Origin of the sequence: Sphingobacterium sp. UBA7038, assembly GCF_002494055.1 — a bacterium.
GTDB classification, from domain to species: Bacteria; Bacteroidota; Bacteroidia; order Sphingobacteriales; family Sphingobacteriaceae; genus Sphingobacterium; species Sphingobacterium multivorum.
In genome coordinates this window covers 107121-130691 of sequence record NZ_DLAV01000022.1, presented here as the reverse complement: position 1 = coordinate 130691, position 23571 = coordinate 107121, and the positions used below count along the sequence as shown (strand labels likewise).

Sequence of the window (23571 nt, the reverse complement as noted above, 5' to 3'; positions counted from 1 at the left end):
AGGAAAAGATGGCAGAAAAAAACAAGAAAAAAGAGCCGAAGCACGACGCGGTTGTGACAAAAGATTCGCTTTCATTTTTTGAGAAATATATCAATAATGCTTCTCCTACAGGATTTGAGTGGGAAGGACAGCGCCTGTGGTTGGATTATTTGAAGCCTTATGTTGATGATACATTCGTTGACAACTACGGTACAGCTGTAGGGGTAATCAATCCAAAAGCGGAGTATAAGGTCGTTATAGAGGCTCATGCGGATGAGATTTCTTGGTTTGTCAATTACATTACCAAAGACGGACTGATCTATGTAATACGTAACGGTGGTTCAGATCACCAGATTGCGCCGTCTAAGCGCGTGAATATTCATACGGAAAAGGGCATTGTCAAAGCTGTATTCGGCTGGCCGGCAATTCATACGCGTTCGGGAGAGAAAGAAGAAAATCCTTCGCTGAAAAATATCTTTTTGGACTGTGGCTGTAGTACCAAAGAAGAGGTTGAAGCCTTGGGAATACATGTCGGTTGTGTCATTACATACGAAGATACATTCTCTATCCTTAACGACCGTTATTATGTTGGGCGGGCTATGGACAATCGTGCCGGTGGTTTTATGATTGCTGAGGTTGCTCGTTTGCTAAAAGAGAATAAAAAGAAATTGCCATTTGGATTATATATCGTAAATTCGGTGCAAGAAGAGATTGGTTTACGCGGTGCCGAAATGATTGCAGATCGTATCAAACCGAATGTCGCCATCGTAACTGATGTGACACATGATACGCAAACTCCGATGATCAATAAGATCACACAGGGCGATCTATTTTCAGGGAAAGGTCCGGTATTGTCCTACGCTCCAGCGGTTCAGATTAATCTGAATAAACTGTTGGTTAAAGTTGCTGAGAAGAATAATATTCCTTTCCAGCGTCAGGCTTCTTCTCGTTTTACAGGAACTGATACGGACGCATTTGCCTATAGCAATGGTGGTGTACCGTCTGCATTGATTTCTTTACCACTCCGTTATATGCACACAACAGTGGAGATGGTGCACAAGGAAGATGTGGATAACGTGATCCGGTTGATCTACGAAACATTATTGAATATTGAGAACGGACAAGATTTTAGAACATTTACAAAGTAGAATTTAAGAATATATTAACTTATCATTAGAATTATTATGGAAAATAACCAAAATCAAAACGAATTGAGCATCGAGTTGACAGAAGAAGTAGCAGAAGGAACCTACTCAAATCTTGCGATTATCACTCACTCTAATACTGAATTTGTGGTTGACTTTATCCGTGTGATGCCAGGAGTGCCAAAAGCAAAAGTGAAATCAAGAATCGTTTTGACTCCAGAGCATGCAAAACGCTTGTTAGGTGCATTGGTTGATAACGTGAACCGTTTCGAAGCATTAAATGGCCCAATTAAAATGGACTTAGGTGTTGCTGAACAACCTCAACAAGGTGGTGATCCTACAGTTGCATTCCCTTTTGGAACGCCACAAGGTCAAGCATAGTTGATTGCAGCTATCATTGAGATATCAAAAGCGCCAATTGAACATTGGCGCTTTTTTTATGTCCTTGATTTCAGCAAAGTCTTTCCGATGCTCCAATTGGGTTCATGTACGAAAAAAACGATTGCCCTAACTACCTGTTAAGGGATAAGATCATCAAGATCTAATTAAAATTGAAACATCTGCATATCAGGTAGTGCCTATTAATATTTCTTAATCAATGTTTAGACAGTAATAAGTCAGTGCATATTCAGTCTACACTGAGCAAGCACTGAACGAGCACTGAACAATCACTGAGTAAGCACTGTCTAAAATATAAAGTTGGATGCCATCTGATATTCGCCTGTGGGCTATTGTTAGTTTTGGACTTGGCATTTACTTTTACTAAATTTAGATAACTAATTCAAAAAGGAGATTTATATGGATATTCAAGTGCGGAACTTGACAAAGAAGGATTATGTTGATTTGAAACGATCGATGGAACAGGCTTATGATGGTGCAGGTGAGACCTGGTCAAAGGAAAATATTCAGGATTTGATTGATATATTTCCCGAAGGGCAATTATGTGTGGAGATTGATGGACATGTCGTTGCCTGTGCCTTGTCCATTATCCTGAATTCAAAAAAGAATAATATTTACGATAGCTATTATGAGATTATCGATGACGGTAAGTTTACCAAGCATAGTGATGATGGAGACACCCTTTACGGGATAGAAGTGTTTGTTCATCCGGCACATCGGGCGTTACGTCTCGGCCGGCGTCTCTATGATGCGCGTAAGGAGCTGTGTGAACAGATGAACCTCAAATGTATTGTTGCCGGGGGCCGTATTCCCAATTACCATAACTATGCGGATAAAATGAGTCCGCGGGTTTACATCGAGAAAGTCAAACGCAAGGAGATCTATGATCCGACGCTGACCTTTCAGCTTTCAAATGATTTTCATGTCAAAAAAATACTCAAGCATTATCTGCCTGAAGATGCTGAATCGATGGAGTTTGCTACCCTGTTGGAATGGAATAATATTTATTATGAGTCAGAGACACGGTCCATTTCGACCACCAAGCAGACGATCCGTTTGGGGCTGGTGCAATGGCAGATGCGCTTGTTTGATAATCTGGAGGCATTTTATGATCAGATCGAGTTTTTTGTGGATACCGTGAGTGATTATGGAACAGATTTTATCATGTTTCCGGAATTTTTCAATACGCCGCTCATGAGCCCTTATAACGATCTTCCCGAGCGCCTGGCGATGGAAAGGCTTGCGCAGCATACCTCCGAGATTATCGACCGCATTCAACAGTTTGCTGTATCCTACAACGTTAATATCATTGCGGGTTCCATGCCATTGATGGAAAACAAAAAACTCTACAATGTTTCCTACCTCTGTCATCGCAACGGTAAGCTGGATGAGTTTAAAAAAATTCATATCACGCCAAATGAATTTAAATACTATGGTATGGTGGGTGGTAGTGAAGTGAAAGTATTTGACACCGATTGTGGTAAAGTAGGGCTGTTGATCTGTTACGATGTCGAGTTTCCTGAACTGAGCCGTATTTTGGCCGATCAGGGCATGCAGATTCTATTTGTGCCCTTTATGACGGATACCCAAAACGGGTACATCCGGGTGCGTACCTGCGCGCAGGCCAGGGCGATAGAAAATGAATGTTATGTGGCTATTGCTGGCTCTGTGGGTAATTTGCCGCGTGTGAATAATATGGATATACAATATTCGCAGTCCGCCGTTTTTACTCCTTCAGACTTTGCTTTTCCCAATAATGCCATCAAAGCCGAGGCGACACCGAATGCGGAGATGGTGCTTATTGCCGACGTTGATCTGTATGCGCTGCGCGACCTACATGAGTATGGTACTGTTAAAGTGAAGAAGGATAGGCGGAAGGATCTGTACGAAGTGAAACTTTTGAAGTAAAATTTAAATACGCTTTTAATCTCTTAAAATATGATACAAAAAGTCAAATGGGGGACGCTATCCATGGTCTTAATGATGATGTCATGTCAGTCAAATAAGAAAAGCGATACTGCTCAGGAGGTCCGCACAAATTTTTTTGATGTCTCAGGTATGGATACGACGGTGAATCCAGGAGATAATTTCTTCCAATATGCGAATGGAAGCTGGATGAAAAATACGCAGATCCCGGCATCGGAAACAGGATGGGGCTCCTTTTATGTGCTCGCCGACGAAAATCTGGCAAACCTGAAATCTATTTTGGAAGGGGCCGCAAAGTCCGACAACAAAAAAGGTTCAGATCAGCAAAAGGCTGGCGATTTCTATGCGAGTGGTATGGATACGGTGACGATCGATAAATTGGGTGCGAAACCGATCGAAGGGGCCATTCAAAAAATCAATGGATTGAAAAGTATTGATGAATTGATTGCGTATGCTGCAGATGGATTTAAGGAGGGCGATGGTGATCTTTTTACCTTTTATGTCGCCGCGGATGACCGGATCAGCACTAAGAATGCATTGCAATTTTTTCAGGGGGGACTCAACCTGCCTGAAGCAAGTTATTATTTAGATCAGGATGAGAAAGCGAAGAAGATCCGGGAGGCCTATGTCGCGTATCTGGTCAAGTTATTCGGACTGATCGGTGAAGGGGCAAATGCCCAAAAGTCGGCTGAGGAAGTGCTAAGCCTGGAAACAGAAATTGCCAAATCGCATGCCACACCTGTAGAATTGCGGGATCCCATTAAAAACTACCACAAATTTGCGGTACAGGAATTTCAGAAGCAAACGCCAAACCTCAACTGGAAAGATATTCTGCGACGCTTGGATGTGAAGACCGACACGATTTTGGTACAGCAGCCAAAATTTTACCTTGCTTTAAATAATTTGTTGAAGTCGCAGTCCTTAGATAGCTGGAAAACAAAGCTAAAAGCAGATTTAGCGAATGCTTCTGCGGCGGCACTGAGCAAAGGTTTCCGGGAGGCCAAGTTTGAATTATTCGGGAAAACCCTGAATGGTCAGAAGCAGGAGAAAGAGCGGTGGAAGCTGATGGTGAGTTCGGCGGACGAGAATCTTGGCGAGATTGTGGGTAAGTTGTATGTGGATGAATACTTCAAGCCCGAAGCAAAAAAACGAATGCTCGAATTGGTCGACAATTTGCAGAAAGTCTACAAGAACCGCATTGAGAAATTGGACTGGATGACGCCTGAAACCAAAAAGAAAGCGATTGAAAAATTGGAAGCCTTCACCAAAAAAATCGGCTACCCGGAGAAGTGGAAAGATTATAGTGACGTGGAGGTAGCCAAAGATACCTACTATGCCAACTTGCAGTCTGCTGCAAAGCATGCTTATAAAGAAATGGTGGGTAAAATCGGTAAACCGGTTGACAAGGCAGAATGGCTGATGACAACACCTACGGTGAATGCCTATTACAATCCACCGTATAATGAGATTGTATTTCCGGCCGGCATCTTGCAGTTCCCCTTCTTTGATGCCAACGCGGACGATGCAATCAATTATGGCGCTATCGGTGCCGTTATCGGACACGAGATGACTCATGGTTTTGATGATCAGGGGCGCCAATATGATAAAGACGGCAACTTGAACGATTGGTGGACTGCCGTGGATGCGAAACAGTTTACGGAACGCGCTAATCAGGTAGCGAAGTTATATGGTGGTTTTACACTGTTGGACAATCAACATGTAAACGGTGAGCTTACTTTAGGTGAAAACCTGGCGGATATCGGCGGTTTAAATATTGCCTATGATGCCTTTAAATTAACCAAACAAGGGCAGGGGCAGGACAAGATTGATGGTTTTACTCCAGATCAACGTTTCTTCCTGAGTTTTGCGCAAGTGTGGCGCGTAAAGAGCAGCGATGAGCGCATGCGGCTACGTTTAAAAGTTGATCCACATAGCCCCGAACAATTTCGGGTAAATGGTCCCGTATACAATATGGAGGCTTTCTATAAAGCATTTAATGTACAGCCTACAGCAAAAATGTATGTGGCACCGGAGAAAAGAATTTTGGTTTGGTAAGCGGAAACAGGCGTGAACAGCATTGCCTAATACGGATTAAGGTCATGTTGTTCAACTGATAACGTTTAAATGGAAACGAAAAAGTAAATTTGTCTTTGAATTATGATAAAAACTGATTACTTTTGCCCTTCATTTAATAACACATTTAATTAATTAACAATGTACGCAATAGTAAATATAGCAGGACAGCAATTTAAGGTTGCAAAAGACCAGTTCCTTTTTGTACACCGTTTACAAGGAGATGAAGGCGCTAGTATTGAATTTGACAATGTATTGTTAGCAGAAGACGGTGGTAAATTTACCATTGGTACACCTAGCGTTGCTGGTGCAAAAGTTTCGGCTAAAATTTTGTCTCATTTAAAAGGCGATAAAGTTATCGTTTTCAAGAAAAAACGTCGTAAAGGCTACAAAAAGAAAAACGGTCACCGTCAACAATTTTCTAAAATCCAGATCACTGGTATTACGTTATAATTGAATTTTTAATCAGACAAATAGTCTTAAATTAAGATAAAGAAATGGCACACAAAAAAGGTGCGGGTAGTTCTAAGAACGGCCGTGAGTCACATAGCAAGCGTTTAGGTATCAAAATCTTCGGTGGTCAACAAGCAATCGCTGGTAACATCATCGTACGCCAACGCGGTACACAACACAATCCTGACACAAACGTTGGTATTGGTAAAGACCACACATTGTTCGCTTTAGTAGACGGTAAAGTAGTTTTCCGTAAAAAAGCTAACAATAAATCTTATGTATCTGTAGTTCCTACAGAACAAGCGTAAGGTTTTGCAACAATATTGGAAAGGCATCAAGAAATTGATGCCTTTTTTTGTTTGTCTGTTCTCCCATGGATCTACCCTTGGGCAATAGGAACGAAATCGGATGCTACTTGCTGCACTTTCGTTGCACAGAGCCACTGTTGGCAATATCGTTGGCCCGCAGCGTTGCTGCCCCGCCAATTTATCGGAGTTGGTAATGAGTGCGTTAAGGTTTTGGTTTTATTTAAATTGTTATTTTCTGTTAAATGTAAAGCTTTGGTACAATTTTTATAAAGGATAGGTGTTTTTAAGACAATAGGCGAAACATTCCGGAATACCATTGGATGCAAGCACGATTGAATAAATACTTACATATGAAATACAACAAGTTTGGATATGGTTTGTGTGCGGGGTTATTTGCCTGTTCATTTTATTCCTGTAGTTCGATTTACATGCCTAATGTGCCTTCAGCGCCGATGTTTACAGAAGCTGGCGAGGTATATGTTTCCGGTAATATCAATACAAAGGCTAATGTATCGGCCAACCTGGGGGTAGCCGTAACCGATCATGTAGCTGTCATCGCCAATGGTTCCTATGTGGATAATAAATCCAATATCAAAGACTATGCGCAAAAGATGGGCGAAGCGGGGATTGGCTATTATACACGTTTTGGTCGGAAAAACAATCGTGTGTTTGAGGTTTACGGGGGGTATGGGCTAGGCAATACCAGTGTGGTTGATAAGCGTTCGTCGACGATGGGACAAGCTATTGTGGAAACGAAGGATATGGATTTTGAAAAGGTGTTTGTGCAGGTAAACTTTTCATCGGAGAAAAAGGATGCCCTAAAGTTGTTTGGCAACCGGCACGATATCGATTACGGTACCATCATTCGGTTGAGCAATATGCGGATGAAGAATTTCGCTATTGATGGTCTTCCGGCAGAGAAAGAAGACAATATGCTTATTGAACCTGTATTTTATACAAGGATGGGCTTAGGGAAAGGATGGAAGCTGCAATATACGAACGGTATGGTATTTGGTTTTAAAAGTAATACCTATTTAAAAGCAGGGTACCCATTGTTTACACTGGGAGTTTTATATAAATTTGGAGGAAAATAGGGATTATGAGCAAGAAAATTTTATTTGGATGTTTGGTTCTGCTGGGTTTGTTTATCTCCGGCTGCGGCGTGAATCGACAAAAGGCACAGATCGAGAATTTGGCGAAATGTAAGTTCGATGTGGAATCGGTAGATAGTATACGGTTGGCCGGTACATCATTGCAACGACTGATCAAGAATAATCAAATCGACCTGGGAGCAGCGCCGAGCCTGGCGTTGGCCTATTTGCGGAAAGATATTCCATTGAATGCAGTTATCCGGCTTAAAATAGACAACCCGACGCTCAAAAAGGCATCCATTAATAAGTTTCAGTATATCATTCTTTATGGTGGACAGCAGCTTGTGGAAGGGATTGTCAATCAATCATTACAAATAGAGCCCGGAGAATCTACTGTGGCCAATGTGCGTATAGCGACCAATATCTATGATTTATTAAAGAATTCGGACCTGCAGGATTTTTTAATGTCAAGCGATGAGAATAAAAAGGGAATATTTACGTTAAAAGTGAAACCTTCTATCAATATCGCAGGGCAGTCGGTATTCTACCCGGGATATATTACCATCGATAAAGCGGTAAGTCGTAAGATTCTGCTTTAGACAGGGGCATACTGTGATAAGATATTATGGTTTTCCATGAGAATGGAAAACCTTTTTTATTGATCTTGATTTTCAGGCTAGTTAAGTTACCAGGGATACTTGCCAGCATCTGGCTAAATCGATATTACGAATGGACTATTATGTTAAGAATTAAACTGTAATAAAAAAGTTATAGTGTCAAAGTGTAAAGTATACACCTTATTTTATATTTTAGTCTTTAATTACAAACCTAAATATGTTAAAAAGAATCTTTATTCCTGTTTTGTTATTTGCCGGCGTGCACGCTATGGCTCAGAAAGCTTTCGAACCTTATGAGCAACCTATTGAAGGGACTAATCTGACGTTCAAAATGCTGGCAATCCCTGGCGGTAGTTTTAAAATGGGAACTACAAGCGGTGGGAAAGAGGATGAAAAACCTGCACACGAGGTGAAGTTGGATCCATTTTGGATGGGCCAGTATGAAGTAACCTGGGATCTGTTTGAGCCATTTCTGTATAAAGATTATGAGATCGCAAAGAGTAAGGACGGTAAAGTATCGAAAGAGATTGATGCCGTTACGCGACCGACCAAACCTTATTTGGATATGACTTTTGGTTTTGGAAAGGAAGGGCACCCGGCCCTAGCGATGACCCATTACAATGCTATTCAATTCTGTAAGTGGCTGTATGTCCGTACCGGTGTATTTTACCGTTTACCAACAGAGGCCGAGTGGGAATATGCAGCTCGGGCAGGTTCAAAGACGACTTATTTTTTCGGTGATCAAGCAACGCCATTAGCAGATTATGCCTGGTTTAAAGATAATGCTGAACAGAAAACACATATTGTAGGACAGAAGAAACCGAATCCTTGGGGCCTTTATGATATTTATGGCAATGTTGCCGAATGGACTTATGATCAATATAAGGCCGATAGTTACAATGAAGGTAAAGGCAAGGTATTGACTAATCCTGTAGTCGTTCCGACAACCCTGTATCCACATGTTGTACGTGGTGGTGCTTTTGACAGTGGTGCCGAGGACATGCGCTCTGCAGCGCGTGGTGCCTCAGATCCCGTATGGAAACAGTTGGATCCACAAATTCCAAAAAGTAACTGGTGGTTTCCAGAAGCCCCATTCGTGGGCATGAGACTAGTCAGACCCCTCAACCCACCTAGTCACGAAGAGATTATGGCTTATTACGACAAACAGCCAATCAAAGACTTTTAATATAAAATAATCAATATAAAACTGTTATGGAAAATCTAGAAAGAAGAGATTTTATTAAAACTTCTGCTGTAGTTGCTGGAGGCGCTGTGCTGAGCTCAATGCCTTTATCAGGTGCATATGCCGCTGGTTCGGATGTTATCAAAGTTGCCTTAGTGGGCTGTGGGGGCCGCGGAACTGGAGCTACATTTGATGCGCTAAGTTCGGGCATGAACATTAAAGTGGTGGCTCTTGCAGATGCTTTTAAAGATAATTTAGAGAGTACTTATAAAACGCTGAAGGAAAAATGGCAAGATAAGATCGATGTAAGTGACAATCACAAATTTGTGGGGTTCGATGCATATAAAGATGCAATTCAATTGGCCGATGTTGTTATTTTAGCGACTCCTCCAGGATTTAGACCAATGCATTTTGAGGAAGCGATCCGTCAAGGTAAACATGTTTTCATGGAGAAACCGGTCGCTGTTGATATCCCTGGTGTACAGCAGGTCTTACGTGTGGCTGCAGAAGCTAAACGTAAAAAATTGAATGTTGTAGTCGGTTTACAACGCCGTTATCAAACGAATTACCGTGAGGCGATCAAACGTATCCACGAGGGTGCAATCGGTGATGTTACTTCGGGACAAGTTTATTGGAACTCAGGTGGCGTATGGGTGCGTCCGCGTAAGCCAGAGCAAACTGAAATGGAGTACCAAATGCGTAACTGGTATTATTTCAACTGGTTGTGTGGCGATCATATCGTAGAGCAGCACGTACACAATATTGATATCGCCAATTGGGTGAAAGGTGCTTACCCGGTATCGATCCAAGGTACAGGTAGCAGGGCACACCGCACCGGCAAAGAGTATGGTGAAATCTATGATAATTTTGCATTAGAATTGACCTATGCCGACAACAGCGTTGTTTATAGTCAATGTAGACACTTCGAAGGTATACATAACCGTGTAGACGAGCAATTCCAGGCAACAAAAGGACGTGCTTATCTTTCTGCAGGTGGACAGGCTGTATTGTACGACTGGAAGGGAAAGGAAATCTATCGCCATGATGCGAAGGGTAATCCAAACCCGTATCAGCAAGAACATAAAGAACTATTTACGGCAATTTCGAAAGGCGAATATAAATTTGATAATGCAGAATATGGTGCTTACAGTACGTTAACAGGTATTATCGGACGTATCGCTTGTTATACCGGTAAGGTAATCAAGTGGGATGAAGCCTTGAAATCGACCATCAAATTGGGACCAGATGTACTTGCTTGGGATGCTAAACCAAAATTACTTCCGGATGCAGAAGGTTTTTACCCAGTAGCGATGCCTGGTCAAAACACCAACTTATATATTTAAGCAATTGGGCCGATGGGATTAAAGTGGAATTTGTGCCTTCTATTTTTTGCTACGATTTGTTGCATTGATGCACAGGCGCAGATACCGGCAACGAAACCCCATAAAATTCGGCTGGAGGGACCCGCGCAGGGTACCCAATTCCATATCACTTACTTCGCTTCCGACAGTCTTGTTAGGCGGTCGGAAGTTGACAGTATCTTAACGGCAATCGATTTGTCGATGTCAATTTACCGCAAAGACTCGAGGATATCCAAGTTCAATACAGATACGGTAATGTCTGTTGTGATGGATAGCCACATGGCTAAGGTGATAAATGCTTCCTTTAAATACCACAAATTATCGAAAGGTCAATTCGATATCACTATTGCCCCGTTGGTCAACCTATGGGGCTTTGGTGCTAATAAGAGCCCGGTGGCCCCGGATTCGGCGACGGTACGAAAAGCGAAGGAACTGGTGGGAATGCATTACCTGAAGGTCAGCGGCAACCGGCTGATTAAAAAGAAACAGGGGATTAAAATCGATGTTAATGGTATTGCACAGGGGTATACGGTAGACGTCTTGGCCGACTATCTCGAACGTAAGGGAATTGCCAATTATATGGTCGAGGTAGGTGGTGAAATCAGGGCTTTGGGAACTCCGCCAGGTGGGCAGGGCTTTTCCATTGGTATTGTTCAGCCCGATGGTGAAAGTGGGGAGGAATTGATGACTGCTGTTGCGCAGCTCAATGAAGGGGCGCTGACAACAGCCGGCAGTTTCGAAAAGTTTATTCAATACAAAGGGAAAAAATTGGGTCATCATATTGACCCTGTTTCGGGTTTCCCATACATGACCCATATATTGAGTGTCAGCGTCTATGCGAAGACTGCTATGGAAGCGGATGCACTGGATAATTATTTTATGGGCATGGAACCCGAACAAATTAAGACAAAGGCCAAAAAATTGAAAGGTGTGGCGGTTTTTGTCATTTTTAAAAATAAAAATCAGTCCATAGAAACGATTTATTCGGATGGATTTGGTAAATTATTTAAAAATTAATCAATTATAAATAAAATGAAGAGATCGGATTTTATTAAAGGTAGTCTTTTGGCCGCGGGGGCAGGACTAGCTGGACAGACTTTTGCGTCTACAACTCAAAATACAGCAAATACGATGGATAAAGGAAAGACATTCAATTTAAATTATGCTCCCCATCAGGGAATGTTCAAAAATCATGCAGGTGATAATTTCCTGGATGAAATTCGGTATATGTATGATTTGGGATTCCGTGGAATAGAAGATAATGGCTATTTGGGTAGAACATTGGACGAGCAGCAGAAGATCGGTGATTTATTAGCGAAGTTAGGCATGACCATGGGTGTATTTGTTGTGGATGGCGGACAAAACTGGATGCCTTCTTTAGCGACAGGAAAACAGGAGTATTTGGACAAGTTTGTCGAAACATGCAAGAAGTCTGTCGAAGCTGCCAAGCGTTGTAACGCAAAATGGCTGACTGTGGTACCGGGCTTTTATGAAAGAAAACTGCCTTGGGGTAATCAGTTCAGCAATATCCTTACTGCGATGCGTAAAGGTGCGGAGATCTTTGAACCACATGGTTTGGTGATGGTGTTGGAAACCTTAAGTGATACACCAGATTTGTTTTTGCAGCAAACGCATGAGACCTATGCTTTATGTAAGGCCGTGAATAGTCCATCCTGTAAAATTTTGTATGATATTTATCATATGCAGCGTACCGAAGGAGATTTAATTGCAAATATGAATCGTTGTTGGGATGAAATTGCGTATATTCAAATCGGCGATAATCCAGGTCGTAAAGAACCGACTACGGGCGAGATCAATTATAAAAACGTATTCAAACACATTCATAGTAAAGGATATAAGGGTATCATGGGGATGGAGCATGGTATTTCCAAGCCTGGTAAAGAGGGTGAGGATCGCTTGGTGGCGGCATATCGCGAGGTCGATAGCTTTTTGTAATATTTTAATAGTGTACTATTGACAATTAGATTTAATTTCTTAAATTGAGCAGGTAAAACCAATTAGTAGTATTGTAAAACACCATTTTTTTTATGATTTCATCAACAATAAAATTTAAACTATCCTTTATGATGTTCCTCGAATTTTTTATTTGGGGGGGATGGTTTGTCACATTAGGTACTTTCTTGAGCAAGAATTTGAATGCAACAGAATTTGAAAAGGCCAATGTATTTTCAACACAATCATTGGGAGCGATTATCGCGCCTTTTATTGTCGGAATGATTGCAGACCGTTATTTTAATGCGGAGCGTATTTTGGGTGTTTTACACTTGGTCGGTGCAGTATTAATGTATCAGATGTATAGTGCAACAGACATGTCGACATTTTATCCGTATGTTTTGGCTTATATGATACTTTACATGCCAACATTGGCTTTGACTAGTTCAGTTTCTTTTCGGCAATTGACCAATCCGGAAAAACAATTTTCAGGAATACGTATCTGGGGGACAATTGGTTGGATTGTTGCTGGTTTAGTTATTAGCTATTTTTGGGATGCAAAAGCATCTGAAGGAGCATTAAAAAATACCTTCCTATTATCGGGTGTTGCTTCTTTAGTATTGGGTATATTTTCTTTTGCATTACCTAAAACTCCACCGGTTAAACTGGACGAAAACGAAAAACCGTCCTTTGCATCAATCATTGGTCTGGATGCGATCAAATTGTTGAAAGACAAAAACTTCTTGATCTTTTTCATTTCTTCGGTATTGATCTGTATTCCATTGGCATTTTATTATTCAAATGCAAACCCTTTTCTTTCTGAGATAGGGCTGGAAAATGCTACTGGTAAAATGACAATTGGTCAGGGATCTGAGGTATTGTTCTTGTTGGCACTCCCAATTTTCTTTACAAGATTTGGCTTTAAGAAAACAATTTTGGTCGGTATGTTGGCTTGGGTAATCCGTTACCTGTTATTTGCTTATGGCAATGCAGGTGAATTGTCGTTCATGTTGTTGATCGGTATTGCATTGCACGGTATCTGTTATGACTTTTTCTTTGTTTCGGGACAAATTTATACGGACAGCAAAGCAGGTGTTAAATACAAATCTGCAGCACAGGGCTTGATCACGCTGGCAACATATGGTGTTGGACAGTTGATCGGTTTCTGGGTAGCGGGTTACGTCGGAGACAAATACAAAGCAATGAAAGCAACAGACCTAGCAGGATTCTGGAATCATACCTGGGTTGTACCTGCAATTATCGCAGCTGTTGTATTTTTTATCTTTTTAGCTTTATTTAAGGACGAAAAGATCGACAGTACAAATGCTGCACACTAAACAGAAAAAATAACTATTTAAAAACAAATAATTAGAAGAGAGATGGCAACAAATACTTATGACGCAATTGTAATCGGTTCGGGGATAAGTGGTGGATGGGCTGCGAAAGAATTGACAGAGAAAGGGCTGAAAACAATTATGCTGGAGCGTGGTCGTAACATTGAACACATTAAGGATTACACTGCGCCAAATAAAAATCCATGGGAATGGCCTCATGCTGGCGGTCGTACACAAAAAATGATCGAAGAATATCCGGTTTTGCGTAGAGATTATCCGTTGAATGAGAAGAACCTGGATTTTTGGGTAAATGAAAAGGAGAGTCCATATACAGAGGTAAAACGTTTTGACTGGTACCGTGGGTATCATGTTGGTGGACGTTCTTTAATGTGGGGGAGACAATCTTATCGTTTGGGCGATTTGGATTTTGAAGCTAACTTAAAAGATGGCCACGGTGTGGATTGGCCGATTCGTTATAAGGATATTGCCCCTTGGTATAGTTATGCTGAAAAATTTGCGGGTATCTCCGGAAATAGAGATGGTGTACCATCTTTGCCAGATGGAGAATACATGCCAGCAATGGCGATGAACATTGTTGAAAAAGACCTGGCTGAGCGTTTGAAAAAGCAATATGGTGGTCAACGTCATTTCATCATGGGTAGAACAGCCAACATTACTGTTCCGCATCATGATCGTGTAAATTGTCAATATCAAAATCAATGTTGGTTGGGTTGTAATTTTGGTGCTTATTTCAGTACGCAATCGGCAACTCTTCCTGCAGCACGTAAAACAAACAATCTAACTTTACGTCCTTTTTCTATCGTAACAAAGATTATCTACGATAAAAACACGAAAAAGGCAAAAGGTGTTGAAATTGTTGATGCTGAAACAAACCAAACGTATGAGTTTTTCGCTAAAGTAATTTTTGTTTGTGCATCTGCATTGAACTCGACTTGGGTGTTAATGAACTCAGCTACAGATGTTTGGGAAGGCGGTCTGGGTAGCAGCAGCGGTGAATTGGGCCACAATTTGATGGATCACCATTTCCGTTGTGGTGCCGGAGGTAAAATAGATGGATATTTGGATAGCTATGTATATGGTCGTAGACCAACAGGCTTGTATGTGCCACGTTTTGTAAATGTAGAAGGTGATACCAAAAAACGTGACTATGTACGTGGATTTGGTTACCAGGGTGCTGCAGGTCGTGGACGTTGGTCTGGTGCTGTTGCCGAGATGGAAGTTGGTGGTGCATGGAAAGATGCGATCTGTGAGCCAGGTGACTGGACTGTTGGTTTTACTGCTTTCGGAGAAACCTTGCCATATCACGAAAATAAAATTACACTTGACAAGAGCAAAAAAGATAAATGGGGCTTACCTGTATTATCATTTGACGCTGAGATCAAGGATAATGAATTGAAGATGCGTGGCGACATGCAAAATGAAATGAAGGAAATGTTGGAAAGCATTGGCGTAAAAGATACCTATACGTACGATAACGTATATGGTTTGGGCCAAGGTATCCACGAAATGGGAACTGCCCGCATGGGACGTGATCCAAAAACTTCGGTATTAAATGGTAACAACCAAGTTTGGGATGCATTGAATGTTTTCGTAACGGACGGTGCTTGTATGACTTCTGCAGGTTGTGTCAACCCTTCATTGACGTATATGGCACTTACTGCTCGTGCGGTTGATTTCGCAGTGAGCGAATTGAAAAAAGGTAACATCTAATAGCTAAAGATTGATAACAATGGAAAATAACTCAAATAAGACGAGTAGAAGAGGTTTTATAAAGAGCGCGGCAACAGCTGCTGCGGCTTTTATGATCGTCCCTCGCCATGTATTGGGCGGAAATGGCTTTACAGCTCCAAGTGACAAATTACAAGTAGCAGGTATTGGTGTAGGGGGTAAAGGTTTTAGTGACATCAATGCATTCCATGATTCAGGAAAAGCAGATCTTGCTTTCTTGTGTGATGTGGACGACCGTCGTGCAGCTGGTGCGTTGAAACGTTACCCGAAAGCAAAGTATTACAAAGACTACCGTGAGATGTTGGATAAGGAGCACAAACGTATAGAAGCCGTTTCTGTATCAACTCCAGATCATCAACATGCGATTCAGGCACTTGCAGCTATGCAATTGGGTAAACACGTGTACGTTCAAAAACCGTTGACTCACGATGTATGGGAAGCGAGAGCATTGACGCATGCAGCTAAAAAATATAAAGTGGTTACCCAGATGGGAAATCAAGGTGCATCGAATGATGGACCACGTTTTGTACGTGAGTGGTATGAAGCAGGTCTGATCGGTGATGTACATACGGTATATTGTTGGACAGATCGTCCGGTATGGCCTTCAGGTATTGCATGGCCTACAGGCAAGGCCGAAGTTCCAAAAGAATTGGATTGGGACCTTTGGTTAGGTACAGCGCCTTATAAAGAGTATGTGGATAAATTGGTGCCTTTCAACTGGCGCGGCTGGTGGGATTATGGTACTGGCGCATTGGGCGATATGGGCTGTCACTTGTTGGAAGTTCCTTTCAGTACCTTGGGATTGACATATGTACAGGATGTACAGGCAACTGTAGGATCGGTGTATGTGGATGAATTCAAACGTGGATATTTCCCTGAAAGCTGTCCTCCGTCGAGCCATGCGACATTAACATTCCCTAAAACACCACGTACCAATGGTCCGGTGACTTTACATTGGATGGATGGTGGTATTCAGCCTGCTCGCCCGGATGAATTAGGTCCAAACGAAATTTTTGGTGATGGTGGTAACGGTATCTTACTTGTAGGTACAAAAGGTAAAATCCTTGCGGATACCTACGGCCAGAATGCACGCTTGTTGCCGACTTCAAGAAAAGAGCAGGTGGCACAGAAATATGCCCGTGTACCAGGACAAGAAGGTGGACACTACGCACAATGGGTTGAAGCTTGTCAGGCTGGATACGGCAAGAAAGAAGTAAGTTCACCTTTTGAAATAGCAGGTCCGTTGACAGAAGCTTTATTAATGGCTAACCTGGCAATCAGAGGTGCTGATTTACGTATTGATGGTAAATACCCTGGACGTAACCTGAAATTGTTGTGGGATAACGATAACATGCGTGTCACCAACTTTGACAACGTCAATCAATATGTAAAACGTAATTACAGACAAGGTTGGGAAATGAAATATAATTTCTAAAATTAAGATATTTAGTAGTATGAATAGAAGAGAAGCATTACAACGAGTTGCCTTAATTTTAGGAGGTACCGTTATCGGCGCTAATTTATTTTTGGAAGGTTGTACACGCTCAGCAACCAAAGATGTGCAAGCATTATTTGAAGCGAAGACAACTGATTTATTAGGTGACTTGGCTGAAGCAATCTTACCAGCTACCGCAACTCCGGGTGCGAAAGAAGCAGGGGTAGGAAGTTTTATCCCAGTCATGGTTCGCGATTGTTATACGGAGAAGCAACAAAAGGCATTTTTAACTGGTTTTGCGAGCTTAGATGATAAGGCAAAAGAGGTGAAAGGAAAACCATTCCTGGAGCTTTCTGCGGAAGACAGAACGGCTGTTGCAGCTGCTTTGGATAAAGAAGCAAACGAGTTTAATAAAAAGCAAGCTGAAGATCAAAAGGATATTCTGGAGAAGAATAAAGAAAAACAAAATCAATTGTATAATTATGTTGAGAACGATCCACCACATTGGTTTACGATGTTCAAGCAATTGACATTGACCGGTTTCTTTAACTCGGAGCTGGGTTGTACAAAAGCATTACGTTTTGTGAAGATTCCGGGAAAATTTGATGGTAACCTTCCTTACAAAAAAGGCGATAAGGCATTTGCATAAACGATGCGCTATGTAAGATAAAAAGGGAGGCCCGTAGCCTCCCTTTTTTTATTGTTTCGCGTTCTTATCTTGTTTTCCCTTTTTATTTTGTTTCTATGGCTAGCGCAAAATGAATGCGCTGCTGTTTGGTCACTGTCATAAAGTAACCCTGATCTGTCGCATCACCATTAATCTCTACGGTATCATTATAGCGTAATTCGCGCAGGTAATTCATCTCTAATGATTTGATTTGATTGGTCAATACAAGCTCAATGGGCAACCTGTCCATACACCAGTCCAGGTATTTTACATTGTTGGCGTGATTGACAATATCCAGGTCCGAGAGCTTAACACAATATTCATCAAGATTTTTGACTGTCTGGGAAATATCCAATTTTGAAAATGGCCGTTGTGTTGCGGGACGATCCGGATAGGTGGTAAAATTTTCGGTGGAAATCGCGAGTGTTTCAGAGCTCCGCTTCACGGTATTGATGACAGCCCAATAACTGGTTGCCGTAACATAGATCTGTCCATTGACGGTAATTTCGAAATTCCGTGTTGAGCGTGCGCCCTCTAATTCCTGTATCCAAGTTTTAACCTTGACGATGTCCATCCATTTGGGCAATCGTGCAATCTCTATACGTATGCGGCTAAGTACCCAAGTTTGGTTATGTTTGGCCATTTCTTTAAAACCGAATCCCACAGCATTGGCGTGTTCTCCCGCGGTAAGCTGCAGAATATTGGATAAATCGGAGAAACGAATACGGCCATTAGAATAGCATTGCGTGAAATAAATTTCCCACTCTTTTTCAAAAACAGATTTTTCCATTTACATATTTTTTTGATCAAAAATAGGTAATATGAATGATTTGGGCTATAAATTCAAAATGAAATGACACTATATTTAGATATCTCGTTATAAATGCCTGTTGGACCTGCCGGTGACCCTCAAAGGGGAGTAGTGTGTCCAAAGTACAATCGTTTTTTTATTGTAAAATAAATGATAGTTTTCAAGGATTTAATTGATTTTTATCATGGGAATCGGTAGATTTAAATAAGCCAATGGCAGAAAGAGATAAAATAAGATTGGCTTTAAAGCGTTATAAGAGTAGCATAGCGCAAAACAATAATTTACACATTAAATGCTAGTATTATGGTTGGAGAACTAATAGCTAAAGAGGAAATTCCTCAATTTAAATTTATCCCGGCGAGTGAAGATAAGACAGCGACTTTTATGGATAAATTGAAAGGGGCACTTCGGTTGGGAAATGAGTTTAAATCCAAAACTGAAATCGCCTTTGAGACTGATTCCGGACCAAAGCGTATCGAGACCACCGTATGGTCGTTAACCGATAGATATATTCAGATTAAAAGTGGCGTGTTAATACCACTGAAATCTATTATAGCAATAGACTATTAAATAGACAAACGAAAGGCTCCTCATTTAGTTAAGGAGCCTTTCGCTTTTTAAGAATAGATGCTGCTGAAAAGCGCTTCAAAATCCTGTCCCTTCATGAAGAGGACCTCATGCTGAAAGAAATTTCTAGTATGTTTCGCCTGTCAATTCTTTTAGCCTTATTTCGGATACCTTTGCATCATATTGTGCTGTATAGCTCCGAGTCATTACATTGATGTAGTTTAACTGCGCTGTTCTTACTTCCAAAGTTGTGATGGTACCGATACGGAATTTATCCATGGTGATGTTTAAATTTTCTTTTGCCAGCTCCTCGTTTTTCCGTTCTACATGAGCCAGTTCCATATTGGTGATGTAGGTTTGGAACAGCGTTCTGACCTGTGCCTGAATATCTTGTTTTTGTTGTTGTATCTGCAGCTCAGAACCTTTAATCTGAAATTTAGCGATCCGTTCGTTTCTATTTTGAAGAAATCCATTGAAAATATTAAGGGAAGCCGATATACCGTAGGTAAGACCTCTATTTTTATTTTCTGTCGAGAAACCGAGGGAGGAGTGGGATTCGTTCCAGTTGTAACCACTGTTTAATCCAATTTTGGGATAACGTTCGGCCTTAACTGCTTTTAAGTTGAGTTCGGCCACCCGATTGTTGATGATGGCGAGCTGGATTTGTGGATTTTGGCGATCGGCAATTTCGATCAGATTACCAAGTTTAAGATCCGTATCAAGTTTCATTTCATCTTCAACCTGAAAATCTAGGCTCAAGTCGCGTGTCATCAGCTGATTGAGGTAAGTCTTGGTATTTTTGAAGCTTTCCTGCTGTCTGAGTAAGTTTGTCTGATCGGTATTTAAATCGACTTTCGCATTCAGGAGATCCAGCTTGGAGCCTTTTCCGATCTCCAGGCGATTTTCGGCCAGCGTGACGCGGTATCTCGATAAGGTAATGGTGGTATCCAGTGCGTTTATCAGGCGCTTTTGCTGCACCAGATTGTAATAGGTTGCCATGACTTCGCTGAGCTGGGTGATCACTTGATATTTGATCTCCGCTTCCCCTTGGCGTTGTATTTCTTTGAAGCGATCGCGACGGGCAAACATACCCAATCCATCGAATATCGTCCAGTTTAGGTTGACTCCATAAGACATGTTGTCGTTTTTTGCATTGGAGATCTGCTGTATTTGACCATCTGCTCTGACCTGTCTGGAGTTCTGGATGGAGTTGCTTCTGTTGAACGTTCCAGTTACTGCTGGAAGCATACCGGCGCTTCCTAAACTGGTATTCTCCATATCAATGTTATTGTCATTTTTAGCCAGGAGAATATTGAAGTTATTGCTCAACGTGGTTTTCAGTGCATCTTCCAAAGTCAGTACTTCTTGCGCCCGAGCTTGAAACATGATGGAGTAAAGTAATACTAATAGGATGAAATTTCTCTTCATGTCTTTATTATTCGTAGCTTTTAATGTTATCAAATTCAGGTCTATGCTTTTTTTGTCTTGACCACATGTAATAGATCGCCGGGATAATGAATAAGGTTAGGATAAGGGAGAATATTGTACCGCCAACGATCACAACCCCCATACCAATTCTGCTGGTCGAAGCAGCTCCAAGTGACATGGCGATCGGTAATGCACCCAAGGCGATGGCTAAACTTGTCATTAGGATCGGTCTGAGGCGTGATTCGGCAGAGTGCATAATTGCCTCAAATTTTTCCATCCCTTCTTCACGCATTTGGTTGGCAAACTCAACAATCAGGATACCATTTTTGGTCACGAGACCGATAAGCATAATTGTTCCAATTTGACTGAATATATTCCAGGTTTGATCAAATAGCCATAGACTTATTAGTGCACCGGCAACGGCCATAGGCACCGTAAGGATAATGATAAATGGGTCGAGGAAGCTCTCAAATTGGGCTGCCAAGATTAGATATATAAGCAATAAAGCAAGACCAAAAGCAAATAAGGTATTGGAGCTACTTTCAACGAAGTCACGTGATTCACCACTAAGGTCAGTGGTGAAGCTCTGGTCGAGTACCTTTTCTTTTATGCGATCCATTGCTGCAATTCCGTCGCTCATGCTCATGCCTGGCGCCAAGCCAGCTGAAACTGTAGCCGACATGTACCGGTTATTGTGGTAGAGTTGTGGTGGGCTGCTTTCTTCCCTGACGCTTACGACGTTATCTAACTGGATAAGCTGACCGATGTTATTACGTACATAAATTGAAGCAAGGTCTGTCGGCGTAGCTCTACGGTCGTTTTCAACTTGGCCAATGACCTGATATTGTTTGCCATCACGCATAAAATAGGCGAAACGTTGACCGCTTAACAACAATTGGAGGGACTGTGAAACGTCAAGTACGGAAACACCCAGACTAAGTGCTTTCAGACGATCAATTTCGACATGCAGTTCGGGCTTGTTGAACTTCAGGTTGATATCCGTTGTCGAGAATGCTGGATCGCTGTTGACCTCATTCATAAATTCGGGAATCTTTTCCTGAAGTTTTTCAAAATTTTGTGCTTGGATAATGTACTGAACAGGTAATCCACCTCTTCGATTCATGGATATCGTTGGCGTTTGAGAAACATTTACGCGTACGGCATCGTATTGTTTTGTCCATTTAGTGAGCTCCTTGGCAATATCGTCCTGTGATTTTTTGCGCTCACCAGGATCAACCAAAGTCATCCGTATACGTCCGGAGTTGACTGAGCTCGCGCCGAAACCCGGAGAGGTAATGTTTAAACTGATTTTGTTTTCAGGAATGGAGTCGTAGACCAATTTGTCCAATTCCTGCATGTAGCGATCCATGTATTCATAGGTGGCACCTTCAGGACCTGTTACATTGACGGAGATGTTACTTCTGTCATCATAAGGCGCTGTTTCCTTTTTAATGGAGGAGAAAAGGATACCAATAATGATAAAACATAGGATCAGAATTGGAAAGCTTATCCATTTGAATTTCATAAATTTTTCCAGAGCCTTGGCATAACCTTTATTCATTTTGACAAACATGGGTTCTGTCCAATCGTAAAACTTCGTCTTTTTGTGGCCACCACCTTTGATCAGATAAGCGTTGAGCATCGGTGTAAGGGTGAGGGAAACAAATGCCGAAACCAATACGGCCGAGGCGATGACGACACCAAATTCCCGGAACAGCCTTCCCACAAAGCCCTGAAGAAATATAACCGGTAAAAATACCGCTGCAAGTGTAATTGAAATGGAAATAACAGCGAAGAATATTTCCTTAGACCCTTTTAGCGCGGCTTCAATTGGAGACATTCCTTCTTCAACTTTCTTGAAGATATTTTCGGTAACAACGATCCCGTCGTCGACGACAAGCCCCGTCGCGAGTACAATAGCGAGTAGCGTCAGTACATTGATGGAAAAACCAAAAATATACATAATAAAGAATGTCGCAATCAAGGATACCGGAATATCCAATAACGGACGTAACGCTATGCCCCAGTCTCGAAAGAAAAAATAAATAATTAGAGTGACCAGTATGATCGAAATCAGGAGTGTCTCGGCGACTTCTTCAACTGATTTTTTGATGAATGTCGTATTATCAGAAGCGATGTTGAGTATAATATCCTGCGGCAGATCTTCTTTGATCTGATCGAGCATTTTATAAAAATTGTTGGCAATATCAAGGTAATTTGTCCCCGGTTGCGGAATAATGGCAATACCGACCAGCTGTTTACCATTACTCACCATTTTTGTTTCGAGATTCTCAGCGTCTATTTCGGCCCGACCAATATCGGTAAACTTGACGATACGGCTGCTGTCGGCTTTTAGAATGATGTTGTTGAATTGATCGGGGGTAGACAGATTGCCTATAGTTTTTACGGTGAGCTCGGTTGTGTTTCCGACAATTTTTCCCGAAGGTAATTCAACATTCTGATTATTTAATGCTGTACGAATATCTGAAGCCGTGATACCATAGGCAGCCATACGGTCGGGATTGAGCCATAGCCGCATGGCGTAACGTTTTTGGCCATAGATCTGTGTGCTGCTGACGCCGGGGATGGTTTGTAACCTTTCAGAAATCACATTTTCGGCGTAGTCGCTCAGGGACAGTTTGTCGCGTGTCTCACTTTGCAATGTCAACGTAATAATGGGATCGGAATCCGCATCGGCTTTGGATACCACCGGTGGAGCATCAATATCCTGTGGTAGGCTTCGGACGGCTTGGGATACTTTATCCCGGACATCATTTGCGGCTTCCTCCAGGTTCTTTTTTAAATCAAACTCGATGGTAATATTGCTGGATCCCTGGTTACTCGAAGAAGAGATGTTACGAATACCATCGATCGAGTTTATGGCCTTCTCTAGTGGCTCGGTAATCTGAGATTCAATGATATCAGGATTGGCACCGGCATAATTTGTTCTGACAGAAACAATGGCGGGGTCAATGGAGGGGTATTCGCGTACGCCCAGAAAACTAAAACCAATATAGCCAAACAAGATGATGGTAATATTGACGACAATAGTTAAAACAGGGCGTTTAATAAAAACTGCAGATAAATTCATG

General features: G+C 41.7%; 20 protein-coding genes. 17 read left to right on the top strand and 3 right to left on the bottom strand.

All coding sequences use genetic code 11. The annotated features are described in order from the left end of the window. Positions 1–8 precede the first annotated feature (8 nt). The 16 genes from B3H30_RS15220 to B3H30_RS15145 all read left to right on the top strand — a co-directional run bounded on the left by B3H30_RS15220 (position 9) and on the right by B3H30_RS15145 (position 17655). Entirely contained in the window at positions 9–1127 is a 1119-nt protein-coding gene (locus tag B3H30_RS15220; RefSeq protein ID WP_070561144.1) for a M42 family metallopeptidase, read from the top strand. Positions 1128–1163: 36 nt separating this feature from the next. Beyond that, the gene (locus tag B3H30_RS15215; RefSeq protein WP_046672455.1) at positions 1164–1505 is read left to right on the top strand and encodes a DUF3467 domain-containing protein; all 342 of its coding nucleotides are present in this window, start codon (positions 1164–1166) and stop codon (positions 1503–1505) included. A gap of 417 nt (positions 1506–1922) precedes the next feature. Next, a complete protein-coding gene (locus tag B3H30_RS15210) occupies positions 1923–3431 on the top strand; it encodes a bifunctional GNAT family N-acetyltransferase/carbon-nitrogen hydrolase family protein (RefSeq protein ID WP_046672920.1) in 1509 nt (502 codons plus the stop codon). Between the two features lie 30 nt (positions 3432–3461). Beyond that, positions 3462–5504 carry a M13 family metallopeptidase gene (locus tag B3H30_RS15205; RefSeq protein WP_159332955.1) on the top strand — a complete coding sequence of 681 codons (2043 nt, stop codon included), beginning with the start codon at positions 3462–3464 and terminating at the stop codon, positions 5502–5504. A gap of 159 nt (positions 5505–5663) precedes the next feature. Beyond that, complete coding sequence (gene rplU / locus B3H30_RS15200) at positions 5664–5975, top strand: 50S ribosomal protein L21 (protein WP_028068281.1); 312 nt, start codon at positions 5664–5666, stop codon at positions 5973–5975. 44 nt (positions 5976–6019) lie between these two features. Next, the gene (gene rpmA / locus B3H30_RS15195) at positions 6020–6283 is read left to right on the top strand and encodes a 50S ribosomal protein L27 (protein ID WP_046672918.1); all 264 of its coding nucleotides are present in this window, start codon (positions 6020–6022) and stop codon (positions 6281–6283) included. A gap of 350 nt (positions 6284–6633) precedes the next feature. Then, positions 6634–7377: a hypothetical protein gene (locus tag B3H30_RS15190; protein ID WP_115049607.1), complete on the top strand. Its 744-nt coding sequence runs from the start codon at positions 6634–6636 to the stop codon at positions 7375–7377. 5 nt (positions 7378–7382) lie between these two features. Continuing rightward, positions 7383–7973 carry a hypothetical protein gene (locus B3H30_RS15185; RefSeq protein WP_112376352.1) on the top strand — a complete coding sequence of 197 codons (591 nt, stop codon included), beginning with the start codon at positions 7383–7385 and terminating at the stop codon, positions 7971–7973. Between the two features lie 235 nt (positions 7974–8208). Continuing rightward, a complete protein-coding gene (locus B3H30_RS15180; RefSeq protein WP_070561140.1) occupies positions 8209–9177 on the top strand; it encodes a formylglycine-generating enzyme family protein in 969 nt (322 codons plus the stop codon). A 26-nt stretch (positions 9178–9203) separates the two neighbouring features. Further along, on the top strand, positions 9204–10517 hold the full coding sequence (locus B3H30_RS15175) for a Gfo/Idh/MocA family oxidoreductase (protein ID WP_046672915.1): 1314 nt from the start codon (positions 9204–9206) through the stop codon (positions 10515–10517). A 12-nt stretch (positions 10518–10529) separates the two neighbouring features. Beyond that, a complete protein-coding gene (locus B3H30_RS15170; RefSeq protein ID WP_070561138.1) occupies positions 10530–11552 on the top strand; it encodes an FAD:protein FMN transferase in 1023 nt (340 codons plus the stop codon). 15 nt (positions 11553–11567) lie between these two features. Continuing rightward, complete coding sequence (locus B3H30_RS15165) at positions 11568–12491, top strand: hydroxypyruvate isomerase family protein (protein WP_070561137.1); 924 nt, start codon at positions 11568–11570, stop codon at positions 12489–12491. Between the two features lie 95 nt (positions 12492–12586). After that, positions 12587–13825, top strand: coding sequence for a nucleoside permease (locus B3H30_RS15160; protein ID WP_070561211.1), 1239 nt, complete (start codon positions 12587–12589; stop codon positions 13823–13825). Positions 13826–13867: 42 nt separating this feature from the next. Further along, positions 13868–15553 carry a GMC oxidoreductase gene (locus B3H30_RS15155; RefSeq protein WP_286834564.1) on the top strand — a complete coding sequence of 562 codons (1686 nt, stop codon included), beginning with the start codon at positions 13868–13870 and terminating at the stop codon, positions 15551–15553. Between the two features lie 19 nt (positions 15554–15572). Then, positions 15573–17006 carry a Gfo/Idh/MocA family protein gene (locus tag B3H30_RS15150; protein WP_070561135.1) on the top strand — a complete coding sequence of 478 codons (1434 nt, stop codon included), beginning with the start codon at positions 15573–15575 and terminating at the stop codon, positions 17004–17006. A gap of 19 nt (positions 17007–17025) precedes the next feature. Further along, positions 17026–17655, top strand: coding sequence for a gluconate 2-dehydrogenase subunit 3 family protein (locus B3H30_RS15145; RefSeq protein ID WP_070561134.1), 630 nt, complete (start codon positions 17026–17028; stop codon positions 17653–17655). A gap of 82 nt (positions 17656–17737) precedes the next feature. Here the strand turns inward: B3H30_RS15145 and B3H30_RS15140 are convergent, their stop codons facing one another. Next, positions 17738–18463, bottom strand: coding sequence for an acyl-[acyl-carrier-protein] thioesterase (locus tag B3H30_RS15140; RefSeq protein WP_070561133.1), 726 nt, complete (start codon positions 18461–18463; stop codon positions 17738–17740). A gap of 324 nt (positions 18464–18787) precedes the next feature. On the opposite strand from B3H30_RS15140, the gene B3H30_RS15135 reads away from it, so the two are divergent. Next, positions 18788–19054, top strand: coding sequence for a hypothetical protein (locus tag B3H30_RS15135; protein ID WP_172462508.1), 267 nt, complete (start codon positions 18788–18790; stop codon positions 19052–19054). A gap of 123 nt (positions 19055–19177) precedes the next feature. On the opposite strand, the gene B3H30_RS15130 is transcribed toward B3H30_RS15135, so the two are convergent. Both B3H30_RS15130 and B3H30_RS15125 read right to left on the bottom strand, forming a co-directional pair. Continuing rightward, the gene (locus tag B3H30_RS15130; protein WP_070561132.1) at positions 19178–20479 is read right to left on the bottom strand and encodes a TolC family protein; all 1302 of its coding nucleotides are present in this window, start codon (positions 20477–20479) and stop codon (positions 19178–19180) included. A gap of 7 nt (positions 20480–20486) precedes the next feature. Continuing rightward, on the bottom strand, positions 20487–23570 hold the full coding sequence (locus B3H30_RS15125; RefSeq protein WP_070561131.1) for an efflux RND transporter permease subunit: 3084 nt from the start codon (positions 23568–23570) through the stop codon (positions 20487–20489). Position 23571: the final 1 nt, after the last annotated feature.